This window comes from Streptomyces durmitorensis (assembly GCF_023498005.1).
In the GTDB taxonomy this organism is placed as follows: domain Bacteria; phylum Actinomycetota; class Actinomycetes; order Streptomycetales; family Streptomycetaceae; genus Streptomyces; species Streptomyces durmitorensis.
In genome coordinates this window covers 5357488-5372101 of sequence record NZ_CP097289.1, presented here as the reverse complement: position 1 = coordinate 5372101, position 14614 = coordinate 5357488, and the positions used below count along the sequence as shown (strand labels likewise).

The 14614-nt window shown below is 71.7% G+C and carries 15 protein-coding genes; 8 read left to right on the top strand and 7 right to left on the bottom strand.

What is annotated here, in order from left to right; all coding sequences use genetic code 11:
- On the bottom strand, positions 1-600 hold the full coding sequence (locus M4V62_RS24200) for a TetR/AcrR family transcriptional regulator (RefSeq protein ID WP_249589321.1): 600 nt from the start codon (positions 598-600) through the stop codon (positions 1-3).
- 147 nt (positions 601-747) lie between these two features.
- Here M4V62_RS24200 and M4V62_RS24195 point away from each other — a divergent pair, with 147 nt between their 5' ends.
- A complete protein-coding gene (locus M4V62_RS24195; RefSeq protein ID WP_249589320.1) occupies positions 748-1128 on the top strand; it encodes a VOC family protein in 381 nt (126 codons plus the stop codon).
- Here M4V62_RS24195 and M4V62_RS24190 read toward each other — a convergent pair.
- Positions 1125-2729 carry a FadD3 family acyl-CoA ligase gene (locus tag M4V62_RS24190; protein WP_249589319.1) on the bottom strand — a complete coding sequence of 535 codons (1605 nt, stop codon included), beginning with the start codon at positions 2727-2729 and terminating at the stop codon, positions 1125-1127. The two genes, M4V62_RS24195 and M4V62_RS24190, sit on opposite strands and share 4 nt — an antisense overlap.
- A 126-nt stretch (positions 2730-2855) precedes the next feature.
- Between M4V62_RS24190 and M4V62_RS24185 the strand changes: the two genes are divergently transcribed.
- The 3 genes from M4V62_RS24185 to M4V62_RS24175 are packed head-to-tail and all read left to right on the top strand — an operon-like array spanning position 2856 to position 5289.
- On the top strand, positions 2856-4007 hold the full coding sequence (locus M4V62_RS24185; RefSeq protein WP_249589318.1) for a lipid-transfer protein: 1152 nt from the start codon (positions 2856-2858) through the stop codon (positions 4005-4007).
- Positions 4008-4066: 59 nt separating this feature from the next.
- Complete coding sequence (locus M4V62_RS24180) at positions 4067-4516, top strand: Zn-ribbon domain-containing OB-fold protein (RefSeq protein WP_249589317.1); 450 nt, start codon at positions 4067-4069, stop codon at positions 4514-4516.
- Positions 4513-5289 carry an enoyl-CoA hydratase/isomerase family protein gene (locus tag M4V62_RS24175; protein WP_249589316.1) on the top strand — a complete coding sequence of 259 codons (777 nt, stop codon included), beginning with the start codon at positions 4513-4515 and terminating at the stop codon, positions 5287-5289. Before M4V62_RS24180 ends, M4V62_RS24175 begins: the two co-directional genes overlap by 4 nt.
- A gap of 147 nt (positions 5290-5436) precedes the next feature.
- On the opposite strand, the gene afsK is transcribed toward M4V62_RS24175, so the two are convergent.
- A complete protein-coding gene (afsK, locus tag M4V62_RS24170) occupies positions 5437-7797 on the bottom strand; it encodes a protein serine/threonine kinase AfsK (RefSeq protein ID WP_344646338.1) in 2361 nt (786 codons plus the stop codon).
- Positions 7798-8124: 327 nt separating this feature from the next.
- On the opposite strand from afsK, the gene M4V62_RS24165 reads away from it, so the two are divergent.
- The gene (locus tag M4V62_RS24165; protein WP_249589315.1) at positions 8125-8772 is read left to right on the top strand and encodes a TetR family transcriptional regulator; all 648 of its coding nucleotides are present in this window, start codon (positions 8125-8127) and stop codon (positions 8770-8772) included.
- 115 nt (positions 8773-8887) lie between these two features.
- On the opposite strand, the gene M4V62_RS24160 is transcribed toward M4V62_RS24165, so the two are convergent.
- Both M4V62_RS24160 and M4V62_RS24155 read right to left on the bottom strand, forming a co-directional pair.
- Entirely contained in the window at positions 8888-9364 is a 477-nt protein-coding gene (locus tag M4V62_RS24160; RefSeq protein WP_249589314.1) for a nitroreductase family deazaflavin-dependent oxidoreductase, read from the bottom strand.
- The gene (locus tag M4V62_RS24155; RefSeq protein ID WP_249589313.1) at positions 9364-10581 is read right to left on the bottom strand and encodes an acyl-CoA dehydrogenase family protein; all 1218 of its coding nucleotides are present in this window, start codon (positions 10579-10581) and stop codon (positions 9364-9366) included. Before M4V62_RS24155 ends, M4V62_RS24160 begins: the two co-directional genes overlap by 1 nt.
- Positions 10582-10776: 195 nt before the next feature.
- Between M4V62_RS24155 and M4V62_RS24150 the strand changes: the two genes are divergently transcribed.
- Both M4V62_RS24150 and M4V62_RS24145 read left to right on the top strand, forming a co-directional pair.
- The gene (locus tag M4V62_RS24150) at positions 10777-12021 is read left to right on the top strand and encodes a thiolase C-terminal domain-containing protein (protein ID WP_249589312.1); all 1245 of its coding nucleotides are present in this window, start codon (positions 10777-10779) and stop codon (positions 12019-12021) included.
- A gap of 53 nt (positions 12022-12074) precedes the next feature.
- On the top strand, positions 12075-12806 hold the full coding sequence (locus tag M4V62_RS24145; RefSeq protein ID WP_249589311.1) for a pyridoxine/pyridoxamine 5'-phosphate oxidase: 732 nt from the start codon (positions 12075-12077) through the stop codon (positions 12804-12806).
- A gap of 26 nt (positions 12807-12832) precedes the next feature.
- On the opposite strand, the gene M4V62_RS24140 is transcribed toward M4V62_RS24145, so the two are convergent.
- Positions 12833-13507, bottom strand: a complete 675-nt coding sequence (locus M4V62_RS24140) for a GNAT family N-acetyltransferase (RefSeq protein WP_249589310.1) — start codon at positions 13505-13507, stop codon at positions 12833-12835.
- On the opposite strand from M4V62_RS24140, the gene M4V62_RS44075 reads away from it, so the two are divergent.
- Positions 13475-13984, top strand: coding sequence for a hypothetical protein (locus M4V62_RS44075; protein WP_488212578.1), 510 nt, complete (start codon positions 13475-13477; stop codon positions 13982-13984). The genes M4V62_RS24140 and M4V62_RS44075 overlap by 33 nt on opposite strands.
- Before the next feature lie 30 nt (positions 13985-14014).
- Here M4V62_RS44075 and M4V62_RS24135 read toward each other — a convergent pair whose 3' ends face one another.
- On the bottom strand, positions 14015-14461 hold the full coding sequence (locus tag M4V62_RS24135; protein ID WP_249589309.1) for a Zn-ribbon domain-containing OB-fold protein: 447 nt from the start codon (positions 14459-14461) through the stop codon (positions 14015-14017).
- Between the last annotated feature and the right edge of the window lie 153 nt (positions 14462-14614).

Below are 14614 nucleotides of genomic sequence, written 5' to 3'. Positions count from 1 at the left end.
TCAGTCGGCTGTGGGTGCGGACCCGGCGTCCTCTTCGAGCCGCCGGGCGATGACCCGCAGGCCGACCGCCACGTCGTGCGCGGACGGCGCGTGGTCCGGGTCGATGAGCCACTGCTGGGTCAGGCCCGCGACCAGGGCCATGTGGACCGAGCCGACCGCGCGGGCCGTGTCCGGGTCATCGGCGGCATCGATGCCGTGCAGATGGGCGGCCATCTCGGGGCGCGCGCGCTCGTACGCGGCGGCGATCTGCTCGCGGATCTCGGGGGCACGCTCGGCCTGCGCGAAGGCCTCGGTGCTCGCGACCAGCATGGGCCGGTCCGTGGCCTCGGACCCGATGATGCGGGCCCACATCCGCTCCAGGGTCTCGGGCGCACCGCCCTCCGCGCCCACCGGCCGGTCGACGATCGCTGTGCCCCACTCCATGAGGGTCTCCAGGAGAGCGGCGTTGAGCAGGGCCTCCTTGGAGCCGTAGTGGTAGTTGATCGTCCCTACGGGGGCGTTGTTCGCGGCGGCGGCGATGTCCCGGGAGGTCGTACGGGCGTATCCCCGCTCCTGAAGGCATCGCTTGGCGCCGGTCATCAGCTGTTCTCGGTGTCCCATGGATCCACCGTACAACAGTCTTGAACGTCCGTTCAGAACGTTGGTTCAGAACACACGTTCAAGGGAGGTTTTCGGCCGACGTGAACCCGTCGGCAGTCGCCGGAAACTCGTTGGACAGCCCCGGGCCCCTCCCGGATAGTGCCGCGCATGACCACACTCGTGCGCCACCTCACGTTCGACTGTTCCGACGCCTACCGTCAGGGCACCTTCTGGGCCGAAGTGCTCGGCGGCAAGGTCTCCGACGACGACATCCCCGGTGACCCGGAAGCCCTCGTCGAGGCCGAAGGCATCACCCTGCTCTTCGTGACCGTCCCCGAGACCAAGACCGTCAAGAACCGCGTGCACGTCGACCTGCAGCCGCAGGACCGCACCCGTGACGAGGAAGTCGAGCGGGTCCTTGAGCTGGGCGCCAAGCTCGTGGAGGATCACCGCGTGCCCGACGGGCGGGGCTGGGTCACGCTCAGCGACCCGGAGGGCAACGAGTTCTGCATCGAGCGCAGCCGCGGGGAGCGGGACGCGGCCAACTAGGCTCGGTGGCCTCGCAGTTCGTGTTTGAGGACCTTGCCGCTCGCGTTCCTCGGCAGCTCCGTCACGAACTCGACCTCCCTGGGGACCTTGTAGTTCGCCATTTCGCGGCGTGACCACGCGATCAGGTCGTCCGCCGTGAGCACCGCGGCAGGCCGCCGCACCACGTACGCCTTCCCCACCTCACCGAGCCGCGGATCCGGTACGCCGATCACCGCGACGTCCGCCACCTGCGGGTGCACGCCGATGAGTTGCTCTATCTCCGCGGGGTAGGCGTTGAATCCGCCGACGATGAACATGTCCTTGATCCGGTCCGTGATCCGGAGGTTGCCGGCCCCGTCCAGGACCCCGACATCACCCGTCCGCAGCCAGCCGTCCGGCGTGACCGCCTTCTTCGTCTCCGCCGGGTCCTCGAAATAACCCTGCATGACGTTGTGTCCGCGGACCAGGACCTCTCCCGGGTGGCCCGGCGAAAGCACCTCGCCGCCGGGGCTCACCACCCGCACCTCCGTGTCCGGGATGGCCCGGCCCGAGGTCGACGCGATGGTCTGCGCCGCGTCTCCCTGGCGGCACATCGTGACGATGCCGCTCGCCTCCGAGAGGCCGTACGCCGTCAGGACCGTGGCGATGCGCAGCTCGGTACGCAGGCGCTCGACCAGTTGCAGGGGGACCACCGCCGCGCCCGTCACCACCAGGCGCAGGGCCGACAGGTCGTGCTGGTCGCGGGCGGGGTGGTCGAGGAGGGACTGGTGGAGGGTGGGTGGTCCTGGCAGGACCGAGATCCGTTCCGCGGCCACGTTCGCCAGGACCGTGTCCACGTTGAAGACCGGCTGCGGGATCATCGTCGCGCCGCGCATCAGGCAGGCGATGATCCCCGCCTTGTAGCCGAAGGTGTGGAAGAAGGGGTTGACGATCAGATAGCGGTCGCCTTCGCGCAGGCCCGCGAGTTCGCTCCATACGTCGTAGCAGCGCAGGGTCTGGGCGTGGGTGATGACCGCGCCCTTGGGGCGGCCCGTCGTGCCCGAGGTGTAGATGATGTCCGAGGGCGCCGCCGTCTCGACGCCGTCCGCGCGCTCCCGTACGTCCTGTCCGCTCACCCCGTCGCCGCTGGCCACGAAGTCTTTCCAGGTACGGAAGTCCTCCGGGGCGTCGTCGGAGAGGACCACCACCTGCTCCAGGTGCGGAAGGCCGGGCAGCGGCCCCTCCCCCTCGCCCTCCACGGCCGCGCGGCGCAGCGACGCGACGTACGACGTGCCGAGGAAGGTGCCCGTCACGAAGAGCAGCTTCGCGCGGCTGCGTTGCAGTACGTAGGACGCCTCCGCGCCCTTGAAGCGGGTGTTGAGGGGGACGAGGACCGCGCCCGCGGTCACCGCGCCGAGCGCCGAGACGATCCAGTCGAGGGTGTTGGGGGCCCAGACGGCCACCCGGTCACCGGAGTTGACCCCGTTGGCCATGCACGCGGCGGCGGCCCGCTCCACGCGCCGGCCGAGCTCCTCGTACGAGATGCGGGTGCGGCCGTCGACGACCGCCTCCCGCTCCCCGTACCGCTCGGCCGCCGCCCGGACCAGTCCCGGGATGCTGCCCCACTCCAGGTCGCCGCGCATCGCAAGCCCCTCCGCCGCAGTAGCTGACTATCCGTCAGATTAGCTGTAACCTGACGCGCTGTCAGCAGTCGGGACGACGTATGGCGAAGCCCTGGAGCCTCGCCACTCGCGGAGGTGCCGTTGCCCATGGCTTCACTCAAAGACGCTACAGCGATAGTCGGGATCGGGCAGACCGCGTTCGCCAAACAACTGCCCGAGGACGAGAAGACGTTGGCCTGCCGAGCGATCGTCGCCGCGCTCGACGACGCGGGGATCGCGCCGTCCGAGGTCGACGCGTTCGCCTCGTACACGATGGAGGAGACGGACGAGGTCGAGGTCGCCAAGGCGATCGGCGCGGGCGACGTGACCTTCTTCAGCAAGGTCGGCTACGGCGGCGGCGGTTCCTGCGCGACCATCGCGCACCTCGCGGCCGCCGTGGCCACCGGGCAGGCGAACGTCGGGATCGCCTGGCGCTCCCGCAAGCGCGGCAGCGGCCCGCGCCCGTGGAAGAACACGGCGGTCCAGCTCCCCACCCCCGGCCAGTGGACGCGCCCCTTCGGACTCCTGCGCCCGGCGGACGAGATCGGGATGCTGGCGCGCCGCTACATGCACGAGTACGGGGCGACCCGCGACCACCTGTTCAACGTGGCCCTCGCGTGCAGGAACCGCGCGAACCAGAACCCGGCCGCGATGATGTACGAACGGCCGCTGACCCGCGAGATGTACATGTCCTCGCGCTGGATCAGCGAGCCGCTCTGCCTCTTCGACAACTGCCTGGAGACGGACGGGGCGTTGGCGTGCGTCATCGTCTCGGCCGAACGGGCGCGGGACTGCCGCCAGAAGCCGGTGTACATCCACTCGGTCGCCCAGGGCCTGCCCGCGCAGCACCACGGGATGGTCAACTACTGGAACGACGACCCGCTGACGGGCCCGGCCTGGACGGCGGCCCGCCACCTCTGGAAGCAGGCGGACTTCGCACCACAGGACGTGGACGTGGCCCAGATCTACGACGCGTTCACCCCCCTGATCCCGCTGTCCCTGGAGGGATACGGCTTCTGCGGCCGGGGCGAAGGCGGCGCGTTCACGGAAGGAGGCGCGCTGGAGAGCGGGGGCCGCCTGCCGATCAACACCGGGGGCGGCGGCCTGAGCGAGGCGTACGTCCACGGCTTCAACCTCATCAACGAGGGCGTGAAGCAACTGCGGGGCACGAGCACGGCCCAAGTACCCGACGCGGCCACGTGTTTGGTGACGGCGGGCGAGGGAGTGCCGACGTCGGCAGTACTCCTGCGCGCCCCTTAAGGGGCGCGAGGAACTGCGCGAGCAACCACGACGATCCCGCACCCGGAAGAGGCCAAGACATGGCAGACGCGACCACCGAGCCCCTGCTGTCCCCCACGATTGACACAGACGGTGCCCCGTTCTGGGAGTACGCAGCCCAGGGCGAACTCCGCATACAAGCCTGCACCGCCTGCGGCGAGCTCCGGTGGCCGCCCAGGCCCTGCTGCCCCCACTGCCAGTCCTTCGACAGCGAGTGGCGCCGCATGAGCGGCAGGGGCCGCATCTGGTCCTACGTAAGGCCGCACCCACCCCTGCTCCCCGCGTACGCGGCAGACGCCCCGTACAACGCGATCATCGTCGAACTGGCCGAAGCCCCCCGCATCCGCCTGGTCGGCAACCTCGTCGCCGCCCCGGACGCGCCCCTGAACTCCGTCGACCCCGACCGCCTCCGCATCGGCGCGAAGGTGCAGGTCGCGTTCACCGACGTGAACGGGATCGCGATGCCCCGCTGGCTCCTGGAGCGGCCATGAGCCTGCGCACGGCGTTCGACAAGGACACGGGCGTGGCGGTCGTGACGCTCGACCGCCCAGCCCGCCACAACGCGATCGACCCCGACACGGCCGCCCAACTCACCGCAACATGGCGGGAGTTCCGCTTCGACGACACCGTGCGGGCGATCGTCCTCACCGGGTCCGGGGAGAAGGCGTTCTGCACCGGCATCGACCGTGACACGGACGTGCCGCAGCCCGACTCCCCCTACTCGATGGACGACCCGCTCCTGTCCATCGGCCCCAAGGCCAACGACCTGTGGAAGCCGGTCATCGCCGCCGTCAACGGCATGGCGTGCGGGGGCGCCTTCTATCTCCTGGGCGAGGCGGAGTTCGTGATCGCCGCCGAGCACGCCACGTTCTTCGACCCGCACACCACGTACGGCATGGTCAGCGCGTACGAGGCGATCCTCATGGCACAAAGGATGCCGTTCGGCGAGGTCGCCAGGATGTCGCTGATGGGGACGGCCGAGAGGGTCTCCGCACGGAGGGCGTACGAGACGGGCCTGGTCTCCGAACTCGCGCCCGCGGCCGAGCTGTTGGCGGCGGCGACCAGATCGGCGGCGGTCATCGCGTCCTACCCGACCGAGCCGGTCCAGGGCACGGTACGCGCACTGTGGTCGGCGAAGGAGGCGACCCGCACCCAGGCCCTGTCCCAGGCCCCGCACCTCATCGCCCTGGGCAACCTGCCTCCCGAGCGGCAGGCGGGGCTGTTCACGGGGCGGGGGCGCGAAACCGGCTTCCGGACCAGGTAGGGGCTTGGCCGTCCACCTGGCAGGGTTCACGCACTCGGCGTAACGTCACGAGTGGACGGCCGCCGTCCGGAGCCCCTTCCAAAGCTGGTGCGACGGCCGTCACGAGGCGCGGGCCGACACCCGGGGTGCACACAGACCCGCCCGCGCCTACGACCGGGCGGTGCCGGTCCCCCGCTCCGCGTCCAGCGCGTACACACACCGGTCCTTGCTGCACGCGTACACCACGCCGTCCCGCACCACAGGCGCCCCGGTGATCTCGCCGCCCGTGGCCAGCTTCCAGCGCAGGCGGCCGTCGTCCGCCTTCAGCGTGTACAGCAGGTGGTCCGTCGACCCGAAGTGGATCCGCCGGTCGGCCACGACGGGCGCGCCGACGACCTCGCCGCCGGCCTGGAAACGCCACTTCGGCGTCCCCGTGACCGCGTCAAGCGTGTAGAGCCCCTTGCCGCTGCCCACGTGGACGTGGCCGTCGGCGACGAGCACGGGCTCGATCGACGCCCGGGACTCCGTGGCGATGCGCCAGCGGTCGCGGCCGTCGGCGGCGTCGAGGGCGTACACCGTGCCCAGGTAGTCCGCGAGGTACACGCCACCGCCGGTGACCGCGGGTCCCGGCGCGAACGTGGGCGGACACAGGAACGCGGCGGGTGCCTCGAAGTGCCACCGGACGTGACCGGCCGCGACGTCGATCGCGAGGACGCGTGACCCGGCGGACACGTACACGTACCCGTCCTGCGCGGGCGCGAGCCGCACCGGGACGCCGCCGCAGGAGGCCGCGTCGCCGATGGGGTACGACCACCGCTCGTCGCCCGTGCGGGCCTCCAGGGCGCGCAGGCGCGCGTCCTTCCAGACGTAGACCGTGCCGTCGTGGACGACGGGTCCCGCCTCGGGGGTCTCGAAGTCGGTCTGGGCCCCGGTGATCTCCCAGAGCTTCTCGCCGTTCGCGGCCTCCCAGGCCTGTACGCCGCCGCCGCGCGTCCCGGTGACGACGGTGCCGCGGTCGGCCTGGAGGGAGTACACCCAGGCGTCGGTCGACAGGCGCCACAGGTCGTTGCCGTCGGCGCCGTCCAGGGCGTACAGCGTGGGGCCGTCGGATGCGTGGATACGTCCGTCGGCGACCGCCATGGACCAGGCGACGTCCCGCGTCTTGAAGCTGCGGCGGCCCGTGCCGACGTCCAGGGCGTGGACCTCGAAGGACGTGACGTACACGAGGTTCCCCGCGACGGCGGGCGTCCCCCACACGTCGTTCGACATCCGGAACCGCCACGGCCGCCACGAGGACCCGGCATCCGGCGCGACGGTGGGCGCGGGCACCACGGGGTCGACGCCGTTCGCCGCGGCCTTGGACCGCGACCACGAGGCGGCGAGGCCTCCGTCGGCGGGCGGCAGGCTTACGGCGGCGGCGCGCGCGTCGGCCACCCTCGGCCCTGGACCGATCGGCACCTTCGCCCCGGCCAGGTGCACGGGCCCTGCGTCCGGCACGCCCCCGAAGGGCGGCGGCTGCGTCGGCGGCACCGGCGGTGCGTGCCGCGGAGGCGGCGGTGCGACGGCGGGGGCGCCGCCACGGCCGCCGCTGCGCCCGGAGGAGGCGAGCGCGGCCCGCACGGGCGGACGGCCGCCACGGCGGGCCTCGATCAGCGCGACGGCCCGCTCGGGCAGCCACGCGGACGCCGTGCCGCTGTCGCCGTCCTCGCTCTCGGAGGCGAAGAGGTGCGGGGCGAGCTGGGCCTGGAGGTCGGCGGGGCTCGGCCGCAGGACCGCCTCCATCTGCATGCACGTCTCGATGAGCGGGCGCAGCTCGTCCGGGAGTCCCTCCAGGTCAGGGCCTTCCCGGAGCAGCATGAAGACGGTCTCGACGGGGTTGGCCCCGTGGAAGGGCGCGTGCCCGGTGGCGGCGAAGACGAGCATCGAGCCGAGCGAGAAGACGTCGCTCGCGCCGGTCACGCTGCGTGAGTCCTTCGCCTGCTCGGGCGACATGTACGCGGGGGTGCCCACGGCGACGTTCGTCATGGTCAGCCGGGTGTTGGAGACGCCGGACGCGATGCCGAAGTCGATCACGCGCGGTCCGTCCTCCACCACGAGGACGTTCGACGGCTTGAGGTCACGGTGGACGAGGCCCGCGCCGTGGATGGACTCCAGGGCCTCGGCGACGCCCGCGGCGAGCCAGCGCACGGCCTGCGTGGGCAGCGGCCCGTGTTCATTCACTATTTCTTCGAGCGAGGGAGCGGGCACGTACGCGGTGGCCAGCCACGGCACGGCCGCACGCGGGTCGGCGTCCACGACGGCGGCCGTGTAGAAGCCGGACACGGCCCGTGCCGCCTCGACCTCACGCGTGAAGCGGACGCGGAACAGCTGGTCCTCGGCGAGCTCGGTCCGCACCGTCTTGATCGCCACGCGCCGACCTGACGCGGAGCGCGCGAGGTAGACAAGGCCCATGCCACCGGCTCCGAGCCGGCCGAGCACCTCGAACGGGCCGATCCGCCTCGGATCGTGCTGCGTCAGCTGATCCACCACTTGCCCTGCCACCTCCCCGTACGCGGGCGCCGTATGAGCGGCCCCGTGCAGCGTCTCACCACCGAGCCGCTCCGGCGGCACGCACCCTGATTCTTCCTGTCCGGGGCGGTGGTTGCGAACCCGGGGCGGGATCGGGGTGTTGTGGGACAAAGAAGACGCAAGAAGAGGGAGATATGTGAGCGAAATTTGATTCGAACACGTGAACCATTTAAATGCGGCCTTTCACCGGCGCACGGAATGGAGAGGCATACGCCCCTCAATACGGCCCTCAACCCCATTTGCACTCGGCCGAATCGCGCTCCGATCACCCCTCGGTAAGCTGACGGCATGACAGGACAGGTACGTACCGTCGACGGCCGCGTGGCCGGTCGGCGCGGTCAGGCGACGCGTCAGAAGCTGCTCGACTGCCTCAGCGAGATGCTCAGCTCCTCGCCCTACCGGGACGTCAAAGTCATCGACGTCGCCCGGAAGGCGGGGACTTCACCCGCGACCTTCTATCAGTACTTCCCGGACGTCGAGGGCGCCGTCCTGGAGATCGCCGAGCAAATGGCCGCGGAGGGCGCTGAGTTGACCCAGCTCCTCGACGGCCGCTCATGGGTCGGCAAGGCGGGGTGGCAGACCGCACAGGAACTGGTCGACGGCTTCCTCGACTTCTGGCGGAAGAACGACGCGATCCTCCGGGTCGTCGATCTGGGCGCCGCGGAAGGTGACAAACGCTTCTACAAACTCCGCATGAAGATCCTGAACTCGGTCAACAACTCCCTTACGGACACGGTCAAGGAGCTCCAGGCCAAGGGCAAGGTCGACAAGGACGTCAACCCTGCGGCGATGGCCGGCTCCCTCGTGGCGATGCTCGCCGCGGTCGCCTCGCACCAGCGCGGCTTCCAGTCGTGGGGCGTCAAGCAGACCGAACTGAAGCCGAACCTCGCACTGTTGGTGCATCTGGGCGTAACAGGCAAGAAGCCGACGAAGTAGGGCATCCCATACGTCTTCTCTTCTGACGCTTCCCAAGTCCTGTCACCGCAGCGGCGGATCACGGTGTTCCAGTGATCCGCCGCTGTGTTCGCCATACGACTGCTCCGCCGTACGGCTACTCCGCGCGCCGCTCCAGGCGGAACAGGCGGATCTCCCGCTCTATGCGGGACTGATACGTCGCGTACGGCGGCCAGAACTTCAGCACCGCATCCCATGCCGCGGCCCGCTCCTCCCCCGCCAACAGCCGCGCCCTGACCGGAATGTCCGCACCCTGCCAGTTGACGTCGGCATCCGGATGGGCGATGAGGTTGCCGGTCCAGGCGGGGTGTCCCGGGCGCCCGAAGTTGGAGCCGATGAGGATCCAACTCCCCTTCTCCTCCGGCATACAGGCCAGGGGAGTGCGCCGCGCAAGACCGCTCTTGGCGCCGCGCACCGTCAGGATCACCCCCGGCAGCATCTTCGCGCTGAGCAGCACCTTGCCGCGCGTGAGGCGGTGCACCGTGCGGTCCATCGCGGGGATGAAGTGCGGGGCGATCCTCGCGAAGGTCCGGGTGGACGACATCTTCTGCATCAGACGGACACCGGGCGGCATCAGACGGCCGCCTTCAGCTGGGCAGCGGGCTCCGGTGCCGTCACCGTGGTGAACAGCTCCGCCCGTTCCGCCGCGCGCGCCCGCAGCCGGTGCACGGGCCCGAAGAGCAGCTCGTCGCTCGACGCCCGCTTGAAGTACAGATGCGCCTCGTGCTCCCAGGTGAACCCGATGCCGCCGTGCAGCTGCACAGCCTCGGAGGCGGCGGTCCGCAGCGCGTCCAGCGACTGCGCGAGCGCGAGCCCTCCCGCCTGTTCGGAGCCTGCCCCCGCGGCCCACGCCGCGTAGTACGCCGCCGACCGCGCGGCCTGCACCTGCACATACACATCCGCGAGCCGGTGCTTGACGGCCTGGAACGACCCGATCGCCCGCCCGAACTGCTCGCGCTGCTTGACGTATTCGACGGTCCGCTCCAGCGCCCGGTCCGCCGCGCCCACTGCTTCCGCGGCGAGCACGGTGGCGGCGGTGTCACCGGCCGCGGCCAGCGCGCCCGGCACATCGGCGTCGTCGGCGTCGCCGAGCAACTCCGCTTCCACGTCGCGCAGTTCGACGCGGGCCTGCGGCCGGGTCTCGTCGAGGGAGGTCTGCCGGGTCCGTACGAGCCCCGCGGCGCTCTCGCGCACGAGATAGAGGAGCGTACGGGAACGGGCGAAGCCCCCCGTGTGCGCGGCGACGACGAGCAGCCCCGCGCTGTGCCCGTCCAGGACCTGCTCGGCCTGGCCGTAGAGCCGCCAGACGCCGTCCGAGAGCTTGGCCTGCACGCCGCCCGCACGGCCGCCGCCCGACCAGTCGCCGAGGTTGTCCCCGACGAGGCCGAGCGCGGTGGCGAGCCCGGTGCCGGGCACGGCGAGTGCGGCGGTCAGACCGCCCGCCGCGATGCGGGGCAGCAGCTCCGACCGCTGCTCGTCGGTGCCCAGGCGCTCAAGGAGCGGGACGACAAGGGCCGCGGTGGCGAAGAGGGGCGAGGGGGCGAGGGCCCGGCCGAGCTCCTCGCTGCTGAGGGCGAGCTCCGCCGGGCCGCACCCCACGCCCCCGTACGTCTCGGGGATGGCGATGCCGGGCAGGCCGAGCTGTTCGGCGAGGGCGGACCAGAGGGCCGCGTCGTATCCGGCGGGGGTGCGGACCGCGGCCTTCACCTCGCCCTGACCGCAGCGTTTGGTGACGAGCTCACGAAGCGTGCGGCGGATTTCTTCCTGCTCCGCGGTGAAGGCGGCGTCCATCGGCGGGCTCCTCCCCCGGGTCGCGGCCGTGCCCCTCGGCGCCGTGCACGAGGGCGAGCCGTCCCGGATCTGACGGGCCGTCATGCTAAGACGGGGCCCGCCAGATGCACAGGGCCGCGACGCCACGTAACCCCTCCCTTGCCCTCTCCCTTGCCCCCTCCCTCGGTCAAGCAGATCTGATGTACCGTCAGATTCATGCCAACTCCCCTCCCTTCACGCCCTCGTGAGACGTCGGCCCCTGGTGAGACGTCGGCCGGTGCGGGCGCGGCGGCGACCCGCCCGCGCAAGGTGGCCGTCGTCGGCATATCCCTCTCCGACTGCGGCCGCGTCGACGAGGCCACTCCCTACGCCCTGCACGCCCAGGCGGCCCGCCGCGCCCTGGCCGACTCGGGCCTCGGCCGCGAGGTCATCGACGGCATCGCGTCCGCGGGCCTGGGCACCCTCGCCCCGGTCGAGGTCGCCGAGTACCTCGGCCTGAAGCCACGCTGGGTCGACTCCACCTCCGTCGGCGGCTCCACCTGGGAGGTCATGGCGGCCCACGCGGCGGACGCGATCGCCGCGGGGCGCGCCAACGCCGTACTGCTCGTGTACGGATCGACGGCCAGGGCGGACATCAAGGCGAGGCGGCGCACGTCGAACCTGTCGTTCGGCGCGCGCGGACCCCTCCAGTTCGAGGTCCCCTACGGCCACTCCCTGATCTCCAAGTACGCGATGGCGGCCCGCCGCCACATGCACGAGTACGGCACGACCCTCGAACAGCTCGCCTCGGTCGCGGTCCAGGCACGGGCGAACGCCGCCACCAACCCCGACGCGATGTACCGCGACCCGATCACGGTCGACGAGGTCCTGGCAGGCCCGATGATCGCGGACCCGTTCACCAAGCTGCACTGCTGCATACGTTCCGACGGCGGATGCGCGGTGCTCCTCGCGGCGGAGGAGTACGTGGCCGACTGCGCCTCGGCACCGGTCTGGGTCCTCGGCACCGGCGAGCACGTCTCGCACACGACCATGTCGGAGTGGGAGGACTTCACGGTCTCCCCGGCGGCTGTGAGCGGACGCCTGGCGTTCGAGCGGGCGGGGGTGCGCCCCGAGGACGTCGACGTGGCGGAGATCTACGACGCCTTCACCTACATGACCCTGGTGACCCTTGAGGATCTCGGGTTCTGCGCGAAGGGCGAGGGGGGCGCGTTCGTGGAGAAGGGCCGCCTGCTGCGGGACGGCGAACTTCCGACGAACACGGACGGCGGCGGCCTCTCCGCCCAACACCCGGGAATGCGGGGCCTGTTCCTGCTGGTGGAGGCGGTACGGCAGCTGCGCGGCGAGGCGGGCGAAGGCCGCCAGGTGCACAAGGCCGGAGGGAGACTCCCGGAAGTGGCGGTCGCGTCGGGGACGGGCGGCTGGTTCTGCTCGTCGGGGACGGTGGTCCTTGGCCGGGGGTAGTACGGCCGCCCCTGTGCCCGCCGGGCTCGCGGCCGCTCCCGTAGATTCGCCGGATGGACGACTCCGACACCAGGCCCGATGACGCCAGGCCCGACGACGCCAGGCCCGACGACACCAGGCCCAACGACACCACCCACGGCCGCGCCCTCCTGCGCGCCCTCCGCGTCTGGGACACCGAGCTGCCCGCCTTCGACCCGTCGACCGCCCCCGCCGACCCGCTCCCCCTGTTCTGGCAGTGGTTCGTGGACGTGGCCGAGGCGGGCCAGGTGGAGCCGCACACGATGACCCTGGCCACGGCGGACGAGTCGGGCCGCCCCGACGTACGGACGCTGATGCTGCACGACGCGGACGCCGCGGGCTGGCACTTCGGCTCGCACGCGGGCAGCGCGAAGGGCCGCCAGCTCGCGGCTCGCCCCGAGGCCGCGCTCGGGTTCTACTGGCCCGTGCAGGGCCGCCAGGTCCGGGTGCGGGGCCGGGTCACGACGGCGAGCGCCATCGAGAGCCGCGAGGACCTCGCACGGCGTTCGCCCGGAGCGCTGGCGTCGGCGCTGGTCGGCAGGCAGAGCGAAGTACTCCCGTCGTACGGGGACCTGGTGGCCGCCAGCCAGGCCGCATGGGAGCACGCGCAGGCGGAACCGGACGCCCCGGCGCCGAGCTGGACCCTGTACGTGCTGGAACCGGCGGAGGTCGAGTTCTTCCAGGGCGAGGCGCGACGCCGGCACGTGCGGCTGCGGTACCGCCGGGAGACGGACGGAAGCTGGGCCAAGGAGCTGCTGTGGCCGTGAGGGCCGGAGCGTGACGATGAAGAGGGTCAGCGCGTGAAGCTGTACTGCGTGAAGTCCCGCACCGGGCGGAAGCCGAGCCGCTGGTAGAGCTCGTTGCTCGTGGGGTTGCCGACGTCGGTGAAGAGCAGCACCTCGTCCGCGCCCGCCGCAAGCGCGGCGCGGCTCACCGCGACGGTGACCGCGCCCGCGTAGCCACGCCCGCGCAGGCCGACGGGGGTGAAGACGGGGGCGATCCGGACCTGGCCCGCGACCTTGCGGGTGTTGCCCGCCATGGCGACGGGGGTGCCGTCGGGGCTCTCCCAGAGGGTGACGCCTCCGTAGGCGATGCGGGCGTCGGCCCACTCGCCCGCGTCCATCGCGCCCTTCTCGCCGATGGCCTCGTGGAACTCCCCGTGCCAGCGCGCGAGCAGCGCCCGGTCGGCGCCGGTGGCCACGCGCGCGCTGCCTGCCGGTGAGGGCTCGGATGGGGTGAGGGTGCCGAGCCGGTACAGCCGCTGGGGGAAGCTGACGGCAGCCCTGACGTGCGTCCGCCGCTGCCAGGCGGCCGAGAACGTGGCGGCGGTGGCGCTCTCGGCGCCGACCCCGGGCAGTTCGAGGCCCGCGTCGGCGAGCACCCCGGCGAGTTCCTCGGCGGCGGCGTCGTCGGCGAGCGGGCTCAGCGCGAGGAGGTGCGGCGGGGTCCACAGAAAGGCACCACTCACGCCTCCGCCACCGCTCGCCCCGCCTGTGCCGTCGCCATCACTCGCCCCACCTGTGCCGCCGCCACCGCTCGCCCCGCCTGTGCCGTCGCCACCGCTCGCCCCACCTATGCCATCGCCACCGCTCCCCCCACCCACACCATCGCCACCGCTCGCCCCGCCTATACCGCCGCCATCGCTCGTCCCACCTATGCCGTCGCCATCGCTCGCCCCACCTGTGCCATCGCTACCGCTCGCCCCACCCACACCATCGCCACCGCTCCCCCCACCCACGCCATCGCCACCGGTGCGGATCCCGAAGAGGGGATCTTCCGCCCCGTACACATGGAGCCCGCGCGTACGCAGCGTGTCGGTGACGCTGAGCAGCGCGGTGTGCAGGGCGGGCGCCGAGTGCAGGAAGGTCGCCGCGCGGGAGTGGAACTCGTCGAGGTCGGAGATCAACTGCCAGCCGGGACGCGGAGAGGAGGCCATGGGCCATGATCCCTCGTACGGCACCTCAGCAGAAGCGGATTACGACGCACTCCGGAACACCGGCACCGTCACACCCGCGCCCTCCCGCTCCCCCACCTCGCGAAACGCGACCTCCAGCGCCATCCCGATCCGCAGTTCGCCCTCCTCGCAGTCGACGATCTCGGTCATCATGCGCGGGCCTTCGGCGAGGTCGACGACGGCGGCGACATACGGGACGCGGGAGCCGAACGGCGGCAGGTCGTTCCGGTGCACCACGGACCAGGTGTAGAGCGTGGCGTGGCCGCTCGCCCGCTCCCAGCCGCCCTCCTCGCTCCAGCAGTGCGGGCAGAACTCGCGCGGGTAGTGGTGCGCCTTGCCGCAGCCGCCGCAGCGGCGGATCAGGAGGTGCCCCTCGGCCGCCGCGTCCCAGTAGGGGCGGGTGAAGGCGTCGGGCTCGGGGAGGTCGTAGCGGGGGCTCGAAGGGCTCGCGGGGCTCGTAGTGCTCACAGGGGTAGTCCCATCGCGTCTCCGGACAAAGGTTTCTGATGGTACGTCAGTTCAGCGCATGCCCGGCACGTGCGCAAGAGACGTACGCAAGAGGCCGTACGCCGCGTGGGCCCCGCGACGTGGCGCGTAGCCCACGGACGGAGGGCTCGCCGC